This window comes from Rhizobium sp. CC-YZS058 (assembly GCF_034720595.1).
GTDB lineage: Bacteria > Pseudomonadota > Alphaproteobacteria > Rhizobiales > Rhizobiaceae > Ferranicluibacter.
Window position 1 is genome coordinate 968,766 of sequence record NZ_JAYESJ010000001.1, and the last position, 17,052, is coordinate 985,817.

Annotated in this window: 17 protein-coding genes; 12 read left to right on the forward strand and 5 right to left on the reverse strand. The window is 64.6% G+C overall.

Annotated features, from left to right (window positions below; genetic code table 11):
- Nucleotides 1-29 precede the first annotated feature (29 nt).
- The 9 genes from U8330_RS04685 (at nt 30) to U8330_RS04725 (ending at nt 10,209) form a co-directional block, all read left to right on the forward strand.
- Nucleotides 30-989 (forward strand): sugar-binding transcriptional regulator, encoded by a 960-nt coding sequence (locus tag U8330_RS04685; protein WP_323103975.1) that lies wholly within the window; start codon nt 30-32, stop codon nt 987-989.
- A 140-nt stretch (nt 990-1,129) separates the two neighbouring features.
- On the forward strand, nt 1,130-2,443 hold the full coding sequence (locus U8330_RS04690; RefSeq protein ID WP_323103976.1) for a sugar ABC transporter substrate-binding protein: 1,314 nt from the start codon (nt 1,130-1,132) through the stop codon (nt 2,441-2,443).
- Between the two features lie 196 nt (nt 2,444-2,639).
- Entirely contained in the window at nt 2,640-3,512 is an 873-nt protein-coding gene (locus U8330_RS04695) for a sugar ABC transporter permease (RefSeq protein ID WP_323103977.1), read from the forward strand.
- 14 nt (nt 3,513-3,526) lie between these two features.
- The gene (locus U8330_RS04700) at nt 3,527-4,351 is read left to right on the forward strand and encodes a carbohydrate ABC transporter permease (protein ID WP_323103978.1); all 825 of its coding nucleotides are present in this window, start codon (nt 3,527-3,529) and stop codon (nt 4,349-4,351) included.
- Nucleotides 4,352-4,380: 29 nt separating this feature from the next.
- Nucleotides 4,381-5,382, forward strand: a complete 1,002-nt coding sequence (locus tag U8330_RS04705) for an ABC transporter ATP-binding protein (protein WP_323103979.1) — start codon at nt 4,381-4,383, stop codon at nt 5,380-5,382.
- The gene (locus tag U8330_RS04710) at nt 5,379-6,152 is read left to right on the forward strand and encodes an L-iditol 2-dehydrogenase (protein WP_323103980.1); all 774 of its coding nucleotides are present in this window, start codon (nt 5,379-5,381) and stop codon (nt 6,150-6,152) included. Before U8330_RS04705 ends, U8330_RS04710 begins: the two co-directional genes overlap by 4 nt.
- A gap of 45 nt (nt 6,153-6,197) precedes the next feature.
- Nucleotides 6,198-7,679 (forward strand): mannitol dehydrogenase family protein, encoded by a 1,482-nt coding sequence (locus U8330_RS04715; RefSeq protein WP_323103981.1) that lies wholly within the window; start codon nt 6,198-6,200, stop codon nt 7,677-7,679.
- A 4-nt stretch (nt 7,680-7,683) separates the two neighbouring features.
- The gene (locus U8330_RS04720) at nt 7,684-8,373 is read left to right on the forward strand and encodes an HAD family hydrolase (protein ID WP_323103982.1); all 690 of its coding nucleotides are present in this window, start codon (nt 7,684-7,686) and stop codon (nt 8,371-8,373) included.
- A 258-nt stretch (nt 8,374-8,631) separates the two neighbouring features.
- Nucleotides 8,632-10,209 carry an FGGY-family carbohydrate kinase gene (locus tag U8330_RS04725; protein WP_323103983.1) on the forward strand — a complete coding sequence of 526 codons (1,578 nt, stop codon included), beginning with the start codon at nt 8,632-8,634 and terminating at the stop codon, nt 10,207-10,209.
- A 294-nt stretch (nt 10,210-10,503) separates the two neighbouring features.
- On the opposite strand, the gene U8330_RS04730 is transcribed toward U8330_RS04725, so the two are convergent.
- A complete protein-coding gene (locus U8330_RS04730) occupies nt 10,504-11,520 on the reverse strand; it encodes a sensor histidine kinase (RefSeq protein WP_323103984.1) in 1,017 nt (338 codons plus the stop codon).
- 169 nt (nt 11,521-11,689) lie between these two features.
- The gene (locus U8330_RS04735; protein ID WP_323103985.1) at nt 11,690-12,484 is read right to left on the reverse strand and encodes a response regulator; all 795 of its coding nucleotides are present in this window, start codon (nt 12,482-12,484) and stop codon (nt 11,690-11,692) included.
- A 139-nt stretch (nt 12,485-12,623) separates the two neighbouring features.
- Here U8330_RS04735 and U8330_RS04740 point away from each other — a divergent pair, with 139 nt between their 5' ends.
- The 3 genes from U8330_RS04740 to U8330_RS04750 all read left to right on the forward strand — a co-directional run bounded on the left by U8330_RS04740 (nt 12,624) and on the right by U8330_RS04750 (nt 15,068).
- Nucleotides 12,624-12,818, forward strand: a complete 195-nt coding sequence (locus U8330_RS04740) for a NepR family anti-sigma factor (protein ID WP_323103986.1) — start codon at nt 12,624-12,626, stop codon at nt 12,816-12,818.
- An 11-nt stretch (nt 12,819-12,829) separates the two neighbouring features.
- Nucleotides 12,830-13,384, forward strand: coding sequence for an RNA polymerase sigma factor (locus U8330_RS04745; RefSeq protein ID WP_323107167.1), 555 nt, complete (start codon nt 12,830-12,832; stop codon nt 13,382-13,384).
- A 178-nt stretch (nt 13,385-13,562) separates the two neighbouring features.
- The gene (locus U8330_RS04750) at nt 13,563-15,068 is read left to right on the forward strand and encodes a sensor histidine kinase (protein ID WP_323103987.1); all 1,506 of its coding nucleotides are present in this window, start codon (nt 13,563-13,565) and stop codon (nt 15,066-15,068) included.
- 84 nt (nt 15,069-15,152) lie between these two features.
- On the opposite strand, the gene U8330_RS04755 is transcribed toward U8330_RS04750, so the two are convergent.
- The 3 genes from U8330_RS04755 to U8330_RS04765 all read right to left on the reverse strand — a co-directional run bounded on the left by U8330_RS04755 (nt 15,153) and on the right by U8330_RS04765 (nt 16,977).
- On the reverse strand, nt 15,153-15,575 hold the full coding sequence (locus U8330_RS04755; protein WP_323103988.1) for a hypothetical protein: 423 nt from the start codon (nt 15,573-15,575) through the stop codon (nt 15,153-15,155).
- A 113-nt stretch (nt 15,576-15,688) separates the two neighbouring features.
- Nucleotides 15,689-16,051 carry a hypothetical protein gene (locus U8330_RS04760; RefSeq protein WP_323103989.1) on the reverse strand — a complete coding sequence of 121 codons (363 nt, stop codon included), beginning with the start codon at nt 16,049-16,051 and terminating at the stop codon, nt 15,689-15,691.
- A 140-nt stretch (nt 16,052-16,191) separates the two neighbouring features.
- Nucleotides 16,192-16,977 (reverse strand): heme ABC transporter ATP-binding protein, encoded by a 786-nt coding sequence (locus U8330_RS04765; protein ID WP_323103990.1) that lies wholly within the window; start codon nt 16,975-16,977, stop codon nt 16,192-16,194.
- Between the last annotated feature and the right edge of the window lie 75 nt (nt 16,978-17,052).

Below are 17,052 nucleotides of genomic sequence, written 5' to 3' on the forward strand. Positions count from 1 at the left end.
AGCAGAAAGCGCACGGGCGGAGGCAGCACATGGCGCGCAGAGCGGACGGGGCAAACAGGTTGGACGATGCGGCACGCGCCGGCTGGCTCTATTATGTGGCCGGGCGCACGCAGGACGAGATCGCCCAGACGATGGGGATTTCCCGCCAGTCCGCCCAGCGCCTCGTGTCGCTCGCCATGTCGGAGCGGTTGATCAAGGTCCGGCTCGACCATCCGATCGCCGCCTGTCTCGAGCTCGGTCGTGCGCTCAAGGACAAGTATGGTCTGCGGCAGGTGGAGGTGGTGCCGAGCGATCCGTCCTCCTCCTCCACCACGGTCGGCATCGCCGAGGCCGGTGCGGCGGAAATCGAGCGCTGGCTGAAGTCTGCCGATCCGATCATCATGGCGATCGGAACCGGGCGAACGCTGAAAGCGGCGATCGACCAGCTGCCGGCAATCAACTGTCCCCAGCATCGCATCGTCTCGCTGACGGGCAGCATCGGGGTGGATGGGTCCGCTGCAGTCTACAACGTCATCTTCTCCATGGCGGATGCGGTCAATGCCCGGCATTTTCCCATGCCTCTGCCGGTGCTGGTCTCCTCCGCGCAGGAGCGGGACGTGCTGCACAACCAGCTCCTCGTGCAGTCGGCGCTTTCGCTCGGCACGCAGGCCGATGTCGCCTTCGTCGGCATTGGCGAGCTCGGCCTCGATGCACCGTTGTGCATCGACGGCTTCCTGGCGCGCGACGAAATGGCCCGTCTCCTTGATGAGGGCGCGGCCGGCGAAATCTGCGGCTGGATGTTCGACCAGGACGGCACGCTGCTCGGCGACGAGATCAACGGCCGCGTGGCGAGCGTGCCGCTGCCTTCGCGCGAGAAGGCAACCGTGATCGGAATCGCCAAGGGGCAACGCAAGCGCAAGGCGCTGAAAGCAGCGCTTGCCGGTGGTCTCCTGAACGGCGTCATCACCGACGAGCTGACCGCCGAGCATCTGCTTGCATCCTCAGCATAAAGAAATTTGTCAACGTTGTCAGTGGGTTGCCTTGGCTTACGGCGCTGCAGCAACGAATCGACGTTGACAACTTACGCAGTTCGATGAGTAATTGCCCGCGAGCAAGGCAAATGCTCATGTTTCTTCTCGGGAGGAAGAGTATGACTTTCAAAACATTGCTGCTGGGCGCGTGCTCGGCAATGGTCCTGGCTGGCTTCGCGCAGGCCGAAACCCTCACCATCGCGACCGTCAACAATGGCGACATGGTCCGCATGCAGGGCTATACGGACGAGTTCAAGAAGGCCAATCCGGACATCGACATCCAGTGGGTCACGCTCGAAGAAAACGTTCTGCGTGAACGCGTCACGACGGATATCGCCACCAAGGGCGGCCAGTACGACATCATGACCATCGGCACCTATGAAGTGCCGATCTGGGCCAAGCAGGGCTGGCTGCTGCCGCTCGACAATCTCGGCGATGCCTATGATGTCAACGACCTGCTGCCCGCCATCCGCTCCGGTCTTACCGGCGAGGACGGCAAGCTCTACGCCGCACCCTTCTACGGCGAAAGCTCCATGGTCATGTACCGCAAGGACCTGATGGAAAAGGCCGGGCTCAAGATGCCCGACGCTCCCACCTGGGACTTCATCAACGATGCGGCCCGCAAGATGACCGACCGTGCCGCCGGCATCAACGGCATCTGCCTGCGCGGCAAGGCCGGCTGGGGCGAGAACATGGCCTTCCTGACGGCGACCTCGAACGCCTTCGGCGCCCGCTGGTTCGACGAGAACTGGAAGCCGCAGTTCGACCAGCCCGAGTGGAAGAAGACGCTCGACATGTATGTGACGCTGATGAAGGATGCCGGCCCGCAGGGCGCCTCCTCCAACGGCTTCAACGAAAACCTGGCGCTCTTCCAGCAGGGCAAGTGCGGCATGTGGATCGACGCCACGGTGGCGGCCTCCTTCGTGACCAACCCGAAGGACTCGACGGTTGCCGACAAGGTGGGCTTCGCGCTCGCCCCGGACACCGGCCTCGGCAAGCGCGGCAACTGGCTCTGGGCCTGGAACCTCGCCATCCCTGCCGGCTCGCAGAAGTCCGCTTCCGCCGAGAAGTTCATCGCCTGGGCAACCGGCAAGGACTATCTGAAGCTGGTCGCCGACAAGGAAGGCTGGGCCAACGTTCCTCCGGGCACGCGCACCTCGCTCTACGAGAATGCCGAGTACCAGAAGGCCGCGCCCTTCGCCAAGATGACGCTCGACTCGATCAACGCCGCCGATCCGAAGGCGCCGTCGGTCAAGCCGGTTCCCTATGTCGGCGTGCAGTTCGTGGCCATTCCTGAGTTCCAGGGCCTCGGCACCACGGTCGGCCAGCTCTTCTCCGCCGCGCTCGCCGGCCAGATGAGCGTCGACGATGCGCTGAAGCAGGCACAGGACGCGGCCACCGCGACCATGACCGAAGGCGGCTACATCCAGTAAGCCGATCCTCCCCGCCGCCGCCCGCTCATCCCGCGGGCGGCGGTTTTTCTTGAAAGTCCGCGGGGGACACGCGGCCAGGCGCCTTGCCTGCCTTCGTCGGATCGACGACAGTTCAAAACTTCAAGAGGCCGGCATCAGGGTTCGTGCGTGCGCACGGGCCGCCAGAAGAGCTTCGCAAACCGGGAGGGTTCTTGAGATGGCCACGCAGAACACACGCAGCCTCGCGCGCCTGATGATGGCGCCGTCCGTTGTTCTCCTCTTCGTCTGGATGATCGTGCCGCTGGTGATCACCCTGTGGTTCTCCTTCCAGCAGTACAATCCGCTGAACCCGATCCGTGACGGCTTCATCGGCTTTTCCAACTACGTGCTCTTCTATTCCAATCCGGCCTTCCTGCAGTCGATCATCAATACGCTGGTGCTGGTCGTCAGCGTTCTGGCGATCACGGTCATCGGCGGCATCCTGCTGGCGCTGCTGCTCGACCAGCCGATGTGGGGCCAGGGCTTCGTGCGCATCCTGGTGATCTCGCCCTTCTTCGTCATGCCGCCGGTGGCGGCCCTGGTGTGGAAGAACATGATCATGCATCCGGGTTATGGCGTTTTTGCCGATATCGCCCGCTTCTTCGGCCTGCAGCCGATCGACTGGTTCGCGCAATATCCACTGTTCTCGGTCATCATCATCGTCGCATGGCAATGGCTGCCCTTCGCCACGCTCATCCTGCTCACCTCGCTGCAGTCGCTGGATGGCGAGCAGAAGGAAGCGGCGGAGATGGACGGCGCGGGCTTCGTCAGCCGGTTCATCTACCTGACCATGCCACACTTGGCGCGTGCCATCACCGTCGTCGTGCTGATCCAGACCATCTTCCTGCTCTCCGTCTATGCGGAAATCCTGGTCACGACCAATGGCGGTCCGGGCTTCGCCTCCACCAACCTTCCCTTCCTCGTCTACCAGAAGGCCCTGCTCGAATATAAGATCGGCCAGGCTTCGGCAGGCGGCATCATCGCGGTCGTTCTCGCCAATATCGTCGCCTTCTTCGTGATGCGCTACGTCGGCAAGAACCTGGATCGCTAAGAGGAGATTTCGCCATGGCCCGTGCCGTCACCACCAGACACAAAGCCTTCGCCACGCTCGCCGCCTGGATCGTCGCGCTCGTCATCTTCTTCCCGATCCTGTACACGATCATCACCTCGTTCAAGTCGGAGACCGAGGCGATCGCGGGCTTCAACCTTATCCCCTCGGGCACGACCGAGAGCTATGCGGCGGTGCAGACGCAGTACAACTACTTCAAGCCCTTCATGAACTCGGTGCTGCTCTCGGTCGGCTCGACGATCCTGGCGCTGGCAATCGCCATTCCGGCGGCCTGGTCCATGGCGTTTTCGCCGACCAAGCGCACCAAGGACATCCTGATGTGGATGCTTTCGACGAAGATGATGCCGGCCGTCGCCGTCCTCTTCCCCATGTATCTGATCTTCCGCAATTTCGGCCTGCTCGACAGCCGTATCGGCCTGATCCTGATGCTGACCATGATCAACCTGCCGATCGTGGTGTGGATGCTCTACACCTACTTCCGGGAAATTCCCGGTGAGATCCTCGAGGCCGCGCGTATGGACGGCGCATCGCTCTGGGGCGAGATCGTCTATGTCCTGACCCCGATGGCGGTTCCGGGCATCGCCTCCACCATGTTGCTCAACATCATCCTGGCCTGGAACGAAGCCTTCTGGACGATCCGGCTGACGACGACCAATGCCGCGCCGCTGACCGCCTTCATCTCGTCCTTCTCCAGTCCACAGGGGTTGTTCTGGGCCAAGCTTTCGGCCGCCTCGACGCTCGCCATCGCGCCGATCCTGATCATGGGCTGGTTCTCGCAGAAGCAGCTGGTGCGCGGGCTCACCTTCGGCGCCGTCAAGTAAACAAACACAAGAACAAGCGGGAGGCACAGATGGGCAATATCACGCTCAAGCACGTCAACAAGACCTTCGGGACCACCACGGTCATTCCGGATATCGACCTCGTCATCGAGGATGGCGAATTCGTCGTCTTCGTCGGTCCCTCGGGCTGCGGCAAGTCCACGCTGCTGCGCATCATCGCCGGCCTCGAAGATGCCAGCGCCGGCACGATCGAGATCGACGGCCGCGACGTGACCAACGCGCCGCCGGCGCGCCGCGGTCTGGCCATGGTGTTCCAGTCCTATGCGCTCTATCCGCACATGACGGTGCGCAACAACATCGCCTTCCCGCTGAAGATGGCCAAGCTCGACCAGAGCGTCATCGACAAGAAGGTGACCGAGGCGGCCCGCGTGCTCAACCTCACCAGCTATCTCGACCGCCGGCCGGGCCAGCTGTCGGGCGGCCAGCGCCAGCGCGTGGCGATCGGCCGGGCGATCGTGCGCGAACCCTCCGCCTTCCTGTTCGACGAGCCGCTCTCCAACCTCGACGCCGCGCTGCGCGGCACGATGCGGCTGGAAATCAGCGAGCTGCACCAGCAGCTCAAGACCACGATGATCTATGTGACGCACGACCAGGTCGAGGCGATGACCATGGCGGACAAGATCGTGGTGCTGAACGCCGGCCGGATCGAGCAGGTCGGCTCGCCGCTCGATCTCTACCATCGGCCGGACAATCTGTTCGTCGCCGGCTTCATCGGCTCGCCGCGCATGAATTTCGTGACCGGGGAGAAGGCCGCCGCCTACCACGCCCACACGATCGGCATCCGGCCCGAGCATCTCAAGCTCTCGCGCGAAGGCGGCACCTGGACCGGGACGGTCAGCGTGGCCGAACACCTCGGCGCCGATACCTTCCTGCACATCCATGTCGATGGCATCGGCCAGATGACCGCCCGCGTCGGCGGCGATCTGCCGGTCAACCACGGCGACACCGTTTCCCTCACCCCCGAAGAGGGACGGATCCATAAATTCGACGAAAAGGGCAAGGCAATCCGATGACACGTCTTGAAGGCAAGAGCGCGCTGATCACGGGATCGGCGCGCGGGATCGGCCGCGCCTTCGCGGAGGCCTATATCCGCGAGGGCGCCCGCGTGGCGATCGCCGACATCAACCTCGAACGGGCAACGGCGACGGCGGCCGAGCTCGGACCGCAGGCCTATGCGGTGGAAATGGATGTGACCAGCCAGGCCTCGATCGATGCGGCCATCGCCGCCGTGGTTGCCAAGGCCGGCGGTCTCGACATTCTCGTCAACAATGCCGCGCTTTTCGACCTCGCGCCGATCGTCGAGATCACCCGCGAAAGCTATGATCGCCTGTTCTCCATCAACGTCGCCGGAACGCTCTTCACCCTGCAGGCCGCCGCCAAGCAGATGATCGCCCAGGGACGCGGTGGCAAGATCGTCAACATGGCGAGCCAGGCCGGACGACGCGGCGAGGCGCTCGTCGCCATCTACTGCGCCACCAAGGCGGCCGTCATCAGCCTCACCCAGTCGGCCGGGCTCGATCTCATCAAGCACGGCATCAATGTCAATGCGATTGCCCCCGGCGTCGTCGACGGCGAGCATTGGGACGGCGTGGACGCCCTGTTTGCCAAATATGAGAACCGCCCGCTCGGCGAAAAGAAGAAGCTCGTCGGCGCCGAAGTGCCCTTCGGCCGCATGGGCACCGCGCAGGATCTTGTCGGCATGGCGATCTTCCTCGCCTCGGCCGAAAGCGACTACGTGGTTTCGCAGACCTACAATGTCGATGGCGGCAACTGGATGAGCTGAGCGCGACCGCCGCGCCAGTTCCCCGTCTCCGAAAAGGGTAAGACCATGACCACCAAGCTCTCGCTCGCCACGCTCGACGCCATCAAGGCGACCGCCACGATCCCGACCTATGAGCGCGCCGCGCTGTCGGCCGGCATCGTTCATTTCGGCGTCGGCAATTTCCATCGCGCCCACCAGGCCATCTATCTCGACGACCTGTTCAACACAGGCCGCGATCATGATTGGGCGATCATCGGTGCAGGCGTGCTGCCCTCCGACGAAGCCATGCGCCAGAAGCTCGCCGCACAGGACCTTCTGACCACGGTCGTCGAGCAGGACAACAACCGCTCGGCCGCCCGCGTCACCGGGCCGATGATCGACTTCCTGACGCCGAACGATCCGGCTGCCACCATCGCCAAGCTCGCCGATCCGGCGATCCGCATCGTCTCGCTGACGATCACCGAAGGCGGCTACTTCATCGACGCGAGTGGCCACTTCAATGCCGCCCATCCGGCGATCGTCGCCGATGGCGAGAGCCCCGACCAGCCGAAGACCGTCTTCGGCCTGATCATCGCCGGGCTGAAGGCGCGCCGCGCTGCCGGCATCGCGCCCTTCACCGTCATGTCCTGCGACAATATCCCCGGCAATGGCGAAGTGACGCACGCAGCCGTCTCGGGTCTCGCCCGGCTCTCCGATCCGGCGCTTGCCGATTGGATCGACTCCACCGTGGCCTTCCCGAACGCCATGGTCGACCGCATCACGCCGGCCACCGGCCCGCGCGAGATCGGGATTGCCGCCGATGAGTACGGGATCGAGGATGCCTGGCCGGTGTTCTGCGAAGAGTTCAAGCAGTGGGTGCTGGAAGACAACTTCCCCGCCGGCCGCCCGGCGCTTGAAGAGGTCGGCGTCCAGTTCGTGCCGGATGTGGCGCCCTACGAACATATGAAGATCCGCATTCTGAACGGCGGCCATGCGGCCATCGCCTATCCGGCGGCTCTGCTCGATGTCCATTTCGTGCATGAGGCGATGCAGGAGCCGATCATCCAGGCATTCCTGGAGAAGCTGGAAACCGACGAGATCATCCCGATCGTTCCCCCGGTTCCCGACACCGATCTCAACGCATACTACAAGCAGGTCGAGAACCGGCTCTTCAACCCGAAGATCGGCGACACCATTCCGCGCCTCGCGCAGGACGGCTCCAACCGGCAGCCGAAGTTCATTCTGCCCTCGACGCTCGATCGCCTGCGCCAAGGGCTCGATGTCACCGGTCTCTCGCTCGTCTCGGCCCTGTGGTGCCGCTACTTCCTCGGCGTCACCGACAGCGGCAAGCCGATCACCTTCAACGATGCCAGCGCCGACCGGCTGCATGCCTCAGCGGTGAAGGCCAAGGACGACCCGATGGCCTTCCTTGCGCTTTCCGATATCTTCGGCGAGGTGGCCCAGTCCGAGATCTTCCGCGCCCGCTTCGCCCATGCGCTGAAGACGCTTTCGGACCAGGGCACGCGGCGCACGCTGCAGCTCTATCTCGACGGCAAGCTCGCGGAGTAGGCGGATGACGGATGTGCTGGCCCCGGAGCTGGTGATCTTCGATTGCGATGGCGTTCTCGTCGATAGCGAGCCGCTGTCCATCGATGTCCTGGTCCGGGTGCTGCGCACGGCCGGGGTCACGATGGATGCCGAGGAGGCGATCGAGCGCTTCCTCGGAAAAAGCCTCAAGACCATGTCGGACATCCTGCATGAGGACTACGGCCTGCAGGTGGACGACCGATTTCTCGAAGCCATGCGGCACGATCTCTACCACCGGTTCGAGACCGAGCTGCAGCCGGTGGCCGGCATCGCCGAAACGCTCGATCGGCTGCCGATCGCGCGCTGCGTTGCTTCCTCCAGCCAGATGGAGCGCATTCGCCTGTCGCTGACCATCACCGGGCTCATCGGCAAGCTGGAACCGCATCTCTTCTCGGCCACCATGGTTCGCAACGGCAAGCCGGCGCCGGATCTCTTCCTGCATGCCGCGCAGGAGATGGGCACGCCGCCCTCGGCCTGCATCGTCATTGAGGACAGCCCCGCCGGCATCCAAGCCGCCAAGGCCGCCGGCATGCGGGTCTTCGCCTTTGCCGGCGCTTCGCATGCTCGGACCCAGCGTCACCTGGCCGCGTTGACGGCGCTCGAGCCCGATGCCCTGTTTGACGACATGCGCGAACTCCTCCATCTTGTCGCGCGGGAACGAGGGTCGGAGCACTGAAGACAGGCGAGGAGGGACGGCCGGGCAGGGTGGCGAACGGGGGCTCGCCCGTTGTCGCTCGTCTGGTGGTGGCCTGTCGCCGGGGTCGGTCGGAGTCTCGGCAGAGGGGGACGTGGGCTCGTCAGGCACTTATGCAGGAAAGCTGGAGCGAGCGGCAGACAAAGACCCCCTCTGGACCGCTGTCCATCTCTCCCACAAGGGGGGAGAGACCGAGGGGCGCGCGCCTGCCACATCGTGTCGCAGCCCCGCGGGCCTTCCATGCGTGACCTCGTCGTTGCCGTCGACATTGGCACAGGGAGTGCGCGTGCCGGCATCTTCGATCCGGAAGGCGCGCTGCTGGCGCGTGCCGATTATCCCATTTTGATGAACCGGCCGGAAGAAAACCACGCCGAGCATGATTCCGAAAACATCTGGGCGGCGGTCTGCATCGCGGTCAAGACCGCGCGCGCAAAGGCGGGTGTGGCGGCGGACGCCATCGTCGCGATCGGCTTCGATGCCACCTGTTCGCTCGTGGTCCGCGACCGCGAGGGCCTGCCCCTCTCCGTCAACCGCAAGGGCGATCCGCGCTGGGACACGATCGTCTGGCTCGACCATCGCGCCCTTGCCGAGGCGGACTTCTGCACCGCGACCGAGCATCCGGTTCTCCGCCATTCCGGCCGCGTCATGTCGCCCGAAATGGAAATGCCGAAGCTGATGTGGCTGAAGCAGTGCCTGCCGGAGCAATGGGCGCGGGCGGGCGCCATCTTCGACCTCGCCGATTTCATGTCCTGGCGCGCAACCGGCAGTCTGGCCCGCTCGCGCTGCACGCTGACGGCCAAGTGGAACTATCTCTCCCATGCCGGCGGCTGGCAGGCGGATTTTCTGAGCCTGATCGGTCTCGGCGACCTGCGCGCCCGCGCGGCCCTGCCGGACGAGACGTTGCCGGTCGGCGCGGCGATCGGCACGCTGACGGCGCAGGCCGCTGCCGATCTCGGTCTCAGCGAAGCCTGCCGGGTCGCGACCGGCATGATCGACGCCTATGCCGGTGCGGTGGGCGTGCTTGCGGCCTATGCGGGCGAGCCGGACCTCCTCTCGCGGCAACTGGCGCTGATTGCCGGAACCTCCAGCTGCATCGTCGCCTTCGATCGCCGGCTGAAACCGGGCTTCGGGCTCTGGGGCCCTTATTACGAAGCCGCCTTTCCCGATCACTGGCTGGTGGAAGGCGGGCAGTCGGCCACGGGCGCTCTGCTCGACCATATCGTGCGCAGCCACTCCGCCGGCGGAGAGCCGGATGCCGAACTGCACCAGCGGATCGTTTTGCGGGTCCAGGAGCTGCGCGCCCAGCATGGCGAGGCCTTTGGCGCGCGGCTGCATATCCTGCCGGATTTTCACGGCAACCGCTCGCCCCACGCCGATCCGCATGCGCTGGGCGTCATCAGCGGTCTCACGCTCGACAGTTCGTTCGATGCGCTGTGCCGGCTCTACTGGCGCGCCTGCGTGGCGATCGCGCTTGGCGTCAGACACAATCTCGATCTGATGAAGGAAGCGGGCTACACCGTCGATACGCTGCATGTGACCGGCGGGCACCTGCGCAATCCTCTGCTGATGGAGCTCTATGCCGATGCCACCGGCTGCCGGGTCAAGGTGCCGAAGGCGCTCGACGCCGTGCTCCTCGGCACCGCCATGGTGGCTGCGGTGGCCGGCGGCGTGCATGCCGATCTTGCGGCGGCAGGCGCGGCCATGACCAGCGGCGAGCTCGAGCGCCTGCCGGACCCGGCGCTGCGCGCCCGCTACGATCGCGATTACCGCAAATTCCTGAGCCTCTACCGCCACCGCGCCGAGTTGGAGCAGGACTGACCACATCGAAACCGGCTTTCGGAAAAAAATTTATCGATCACGGAAACCGGCCCGGAACCTTTCCTCGGGCGGGCCGTTTTGTGGATGTCCGGACCGGGTTCACATCGCCCCCAATGCGAACCCCTTAGAAAATTCCGGCTTTCCAACTCACATGCCCCCTCGGTGAGTTGATGAACACGGCCAGTGCCCATCCCCCCGGGCACTGGCCGTTTTACGTTTGGCACTTGCGAGATTCACGACATAGCCACGAGCAGCCACGCGGAGGTGGCGACCGAGAAAGCTCGTTCGCCGCCTCTACTCGTCCGTCAGCGTGATGATCTCGTATTCATGGGCGGGAATGGTCAGGCGGTAGTCGACCCGTTCGGGCGTGGAGGCATAGCGGGCGGTGCCGCCGATGGCGATCGGGACCACGCGCTCGAGAACGGTGCGGGCAAAGCCCGGCTCCTCGCCCTCGGCGCCTTCGCGAAACACAGGCAAGGTTTCCGCCCAGACCAGCTCCAGCATGGTCCGGTCTTCGGCCGTCGTTTCCGTGCAGGCGAGCGACAGCCCGTCCATGCCGATCGAGAGCGCGCCATGCGAGGCGGAATTGACGATCAACTCGTGCATGGCAAGGCCGATATGCAGGGCCGCATTGGGCGAGAGGTGGGCATTGATGCCCGTCATCGCGATGGGCAAGGTCGTCCCGTGCCAATAGGGCGCCACCTGCTTCTCGACCAGTTCGAACAGAAACGCGCCGCGCCAGCTCGATTCCGTCACCAGATCCTGCGACGAGGCAAGCGACTGGATGCGTCCGCGGAACTTGACGAGGAAACTGTCGAGCGAGAAGGCCTGGCGCGCGGTTTGCGTGGCGATGCCCTGGATGATGGCGAGCAGGTTCTTCGAGCGATGGCTCAATTCGCGCAAGAGGGTCTTGAGGACCCGCTCGCGGTGCCGGGTCTCCGACACGTCGGTGATGACGGAGAGAACCGCGTCGCCGCCGCCGGAGGTGATGCGCTCCAGGTCGATCTTGAAAGTGAGCAGCCCGGCCGGCGAGGGGAGGTCGAGTTCGGTGGTTTCCGAGACGCCGGTCGAAAGAACCTGTTGTTTCAGCTCCCTGAGACCGGCACCTGGCGCGCCGAAGACGCGCTCGTCGCCATCCGGCGTGACCAGGGTTTCGAGGGTTGAGGGAAGATTGCCGGAGAGCAGGGTCTCCAGGCTCGACGACTGGACGAGGTAGCCGGTCCCGGTCTTCTTGAGCACAAGGTCCAGGAGACCGATCGTCTCGTCGGGAGACCGAATGCCCGACGAGGCGGAGGATCGAACAGTGGTCACGCGGCAGGCCTTCTCGTTTTCGGCGACGGCAAGGGAAGCTTCCGCTGTTAACGAAAGGGAATGCTGTCCGTTCCATCGTCGTTGACGTCTACGGGCACCATCCACCGGACGGCATGAAAAAAACGCGGCCCGCAGCAAGCGGGCCGGCGCGGCATGGGTGGAGGCTGGATCAGGCGGCTGCCTTGGTGGATTCGTTGAAGAACAAGGCCTGGCTGATCAGGGCCTTGACCATGTCGGGGTTGAACGGCTTGGTCACCAGGAAGGTCGGCTCCGGCCGCTCGCCGGTCAAAAGACGCTCGGGGAAGGCCGTGATGAAGATGACGGGAATTGGCGCGGTGCGCAGGATTTCGTTCACTGCGTCGATGCCCGAGGAGCCGTCGGCCAGCTGGATATCGGCAAGCACCATGCTCGGCTGGCTGGACTTGAACAGCGCAACCGCCTCGTCGCGGGTACGCGCGATGCCGGTGACCCGATGGCCGAGACTCTCGACCATCTGTTCGATGTCGATGGCGATCAGCGGCTCGTCTTCGATGATCATGATGTCGGTCGCGACCTGACGCGAAATCTCTTCGGACGCCTGCTCGAGCAGCTTGTTGACCTGCTGCTGGCCGGTGCTGAGAACTTCCGCCGCCTCATCGGCGCGGAAACCTTCGACCGAGACGAGGAGGAACGCCTGGCGGGCGAGCGGCGAGACGGAGGCAAGGTTGACCGAGGCGCGCTTTTCCCAGGCGAAGGGCGAGACGGGTTCGGGGATCAGAACCGAAGAATTGCCGAACAGCTTTGTATAGAGCTGGAACAGGGCCACGCGGTCGCTGCTGGCTTCCGGAAAGATCGTCACATCGGAGATCAGAGCCTCCAGAACGGCCGCGACATAGGCATCACCCGAGGTCTGCGAGCCGGTGAGCGCGCGTGAGTAGCGGCGCAGATACGGCAGGAACGGGGCGATCCGGGTGGACAAAGACATAAAACAACTCCCTCTCTCCAGCGCAAAGCCGGGCATGACGCCGTGGAAACGCACGTCGCGAAAAAAAGGTTCCATGAGGGGAACAAAATTTTCGCTCGCGCATTCTGCTGCTGACGAATTTACGAGGGCATCGTATCCAATGACCAGCAAGAAAGGGATTGGTCCCAGCGCGGATGAGCCGCTGCGGGCCGAAAATCCTCATGCGCAGATCGCAACGAAGCTGCGCGCACTTTATCTCTCCGTCCAGGAAGAAGCCATCCCTGACCGGTTTCTCGATCTCCTCGAAAAGCTCGACGCCGTCGAGCGCAAGTCCCTGCCGGATGTAGCCGAATGAGCGACAAGACGATGTCTTCGGAAGAACCGAGCTTCAAGCGCGAGATGCTGGCCGCCTTGCCGAGCCTGCGCGCCTTCGCCATGTCGCTGATCGGCCGCCACGACCGTGCGGACGACCTCGTGCAGGACACCATCATGAAGGCCTGGGCCAAGCAGGACCATTTCGAGATGGGCACCAATATGAAGGCTTGGCTGTTCACCATCCTTCGCAACGAGCTTTACAGCCAGATGCGCAAGCGCGGCCGCGAGGTGCAGGACAGCGACGGCTTCTTCACCGAGTCGCTCGCCCAGCATCCGTCGCAATATGGCTCGCTGGACCTGCAGGACTTCAAGCGGGCGCTGAACATGCTGCCGCCGGACCAGCGGGAAGCCATCATTCTGGTAGGAGCCTCGGGCTTCTCCTACGAAGAGGCCGCCGAAATCTGCGGCTGCGCGCTCGGTACGATCAAGAGCCGTGTCAACCGCGCCCGCCAGCGCCTGTCGGATATCCTGCAGGTGACGGGCGAGAACGAATACGGTCCGGATTCCACCTCGGCTCCCCTGACGTCGCGCGCCTTCGTTTCGTAAGTACCGTCTTCTTCATTCGCTATCGGGACCGCGGCCTTCGGCTGCGGTCTCGGCCGTTGTGACTTACGGGTTGCCTAACGCGAAGGATCATGCGCACTCTGGCGGCTCAGACTGTGAATCAATGACGGGCCTGCCTTGCATGCAGGGCGTGCCCGTCTCCTGCCAGGCCGTGAGTGGGATGACTGAACAACGATCGGACCTCCTGCTGAACCTGCCGGCCGTGATCGGCGATGCCGATCGCATTGCCGTCCTGAAGAATCTCGTGTCCGGAACGCCCCATTTCGATCCGGACTTTCAGGATATCGCCGAGCTCGCGGCCAACGCGCTGTCGGCGCCGATCGCTGTCGTCACGCTGATCGACGCGACGCATCAATGGTTCGTCGCCCGCGTCGGGACCGATCTCGATCGCCTCGAAATTCAAAAGACGTTCGGCGCCTATGTGATTGCCGATCCGGCGGCAGTGCCGCTGATCGTGCGCGATGCGAGCCGCGATCCGCGCTTTGCGGGCGAGCCCTGTGTCGTCAATCCGCCGCATCTGCGCTTTTACGCCGGCGCGCCGATCATCATCGACAACCATGCCGTCGGGACCGTGGCGATCATGGATAGCGCCCCGCGGATGGACGTGGACGACAGCGCCGCTGCGCAGCTCCGCCGTCTCGCCGCGCTGGCCGCGCGTCTGCTGGCCTTCAAGGAAGAGGCACGCCGTCGTGCCGAGACCGAGCGTGCGCTCTCGCGCGACGAGCATCGCCATGCCATGGCGCTCGAGGCGGCCAATGTCGGCAGCTGGCTCTGGGATGTTGGCAGCGGCGTGATCAGCTTCAACGCGGCGATGGGGCGGATGTTCGGGGTCTCCAGCACCTCGCTCACCTCGCGCGAGGTTTTCGAGGCCGTGCATCCGGATGATCGCAGCGCCATGCTCGATTCGCTGCGGGCGGCCATTGCCGAGGATGCGGAATACAGCAGCACATTCCGCGTCCAGGCAACGGGACGCTGGGTCCAGGGGCGCGGCCGCGTGCATGAGCGCGGCGCCACCGGCCGGCCGGAAACCTTCCTGGGCGTCAATATCGACGTGACCGCGGAGCAGATGACGGCGCAGCGCACGAAGCTCCTGCTGCGTGAGCTCAACCACCGCGTCAAGAACACGCTCGCCATGCTGCAGTCTCTCGCCCGCCAGACCTTGCGCCAGACCAGCGACCCGCAGGAGTTCATGACGGCCTTTGCCGGCCGCCTCCAGGCGATCTCCGAGGCGCATGGTCTTCTTTCGGATCATGAATGGGGTGAAATCCGCCTCTCGGCGCTGATCTCCAAGCAGCTTGCGCCGCATGTGCGCGATTATGAGAAGCAGGTGGAGATCCACAAGGACGAGATTTCTCTCGGACCGGACCAGGCCGTGGGTCTCGGCCTCGTGCTGCACGAGCTGGCGACCAATGCCTATAAATATGGCTCGCTCTCGACCGCCAGGGGCCGCGTGGTCATTACCGCCCGCAAGATGATCGAGGATCAGGGGCGCGTGCTGCACCTGACCTGGTCGGAAGTGGGTGGCCCGCCGGTCAAGGAGCCCTCCCGCCGCGGCTTCGGCTCGATCCTCATCGAGCGCAGCCTCGACAAGGTGATGGGCAGCCAGGTGAAGGTCGAATATCTCCCGACCGGCGTCACCGCCATCGTCCGCATGCCGCTCACCTGACCGCCTCATGCAGAAAAGCCCGGTGCGTGCCGGGCTCATCCTCTTGCTGATCGGTGCCGCCGCGCAGCGGCGTCGGGCTGCTCGTCAATCGTGGTTTCTGCCACGCGTCAGGCCGAGGAGCCCGCCGATGACGACGGCTGCCGCTGCGGCAGCGAGTGGACGTTTCTGGAAAAGCGCCATGGCGCCCGCCATGGCTACGTTGCTCTGCAGCTGAGACTGGCGACGCCGCTCCAGCGCCATCCGTTTCTCACGGCCGCTGATCAGCGCCATGATGACGAGGACCACCAGAACGAGGGCGAAGGAGACGCCGGCCAGGATCAGCGTTGCGTAAAGGGGACCATAGGTTTCGGAAAGCGCGATGGCCGCTGCCGTCACGAGCAGGACGTAGGTCGTGACCAGAAACAGGCCGATCACGGCCCAGAGCACGGCATTGCGCTTCAACCGCGCAAGAACAAGCGTGAAATTCGTCGCCGCAACGCCAGACAGCAAGCCAACCAAAGCACCCATGCGTCGTCCACCCCATCGATTTTAAGAAGGTTCAATCATGAAAAGATCGCGGCGGGCCGGAGCCGCACCGCGATCGGAAGCAAACAGGCGGGGAGGGCCCCCGCAGCGCCCGTTCAGCGGCGCAGCAGGGCGGCAGCGATCAGGCCAACGGCGGCAACCGCGCCGAGCGTTGCGACCGGATGGCGGCGAACGGTGCGGCTGACGTCACGGCCGGTGCCGGCATAGCGGTGGCGCAGATCGGAAACGAGATGTTCGGCCGTGCCCATCAGATCGCCGAGGCTGGATTCCGCCTGGCCGCGAAGGTCGTGGGCCCGGTGGCGAACGACGCCGGAGGCCTTGTTGCCACGCTTGGCGAGCACGGAGGCGAGCTCGGCAATGTCGTCGCGAATGTCGCTCAGCTGGCTTTCGACGGACCCGCCGAAGAGACCCTGCGAGCGACGCGAACGGGACGAGCCGTTGAAGAGACCGAGGGACATGAACAAACTCCTTGTTTCGCCGTTGTGCGGTCGATGAAGCGGGGAGGATGCGGCGTTCCGGCCGTCCCCGTCCTTGTGCATCGCAAACGCGTCATCAAGCGTTTTGTTCCGAACGGGGCAAGATGCCGGCATTGTGCGGCCTAGCGGCCGACCGTCTGCGGCAGAACGAACGGAACGCCGGGAGACGGCACGGCGCCGACCCGCAAAGCGCAACCGAACACCCGCTCCAAGGTGGCGTCCGTCAGCACGGCTGTCGGCGTTCCGGCAGCCTCGACCCGCCCGCGCTTCATCACCACCAGCCGGTCGGCGAACATGGCCGTCAGGTTGAGATCGTGCATGACGGCGATGACGCCGCCGCCGCGTCGGGCATAGTCCTGGGCCAGCCGCATGATGGTCAGCTGATGGCGGATGTCGAGACTGGCGACCGGCTCGTCCAGCAGGAGGAAACAGGGCCGGCCGTCGCGCATCGGCATAAAGATCTGGGTCAGCGCGCGGGCCAGCTGGACACGCTGCTGCTCGCCGCCGGAGAGCTCCTGATAGAGACGACCTGCGAAGCCTTCGAGATCGACCGCATGGAGGGCCTGCGCGATGCGCTCCTCACCGGCACCCGGCGCGACACCGCCGGCGATCAGCCCCATGCCGACGATCTCGCGCACGGTGAAGGGAAAGGCGATCGTGCTCGCCTGCGGCAGCACCGCGCGACGCAGGGCCAGCTCCATCGGCGCAAGACGCAGGAGGTCTTCCCCGCCGATCCTCACCTCGCCTTCATAGGCAAGCTCGCCGGCAATCGCCTTGAGGGTCGTTGTCTTGCCGGAGCCGTTCGGCCCGAGAATGGCGGTCACTTGGCCCGCCTCGGCCGTGAAGGAGACATCGATCAGAACAGGGGTTCCACCGAGGCGAAGGGAGAGGCCGATGGCTTCGATCATGACTGGCTTTCACCGGCGGGGCCGGAAGGGGAGATGACGGAGAGGACAGTTGGGCCGGCTCCGGACTGCGCGTGC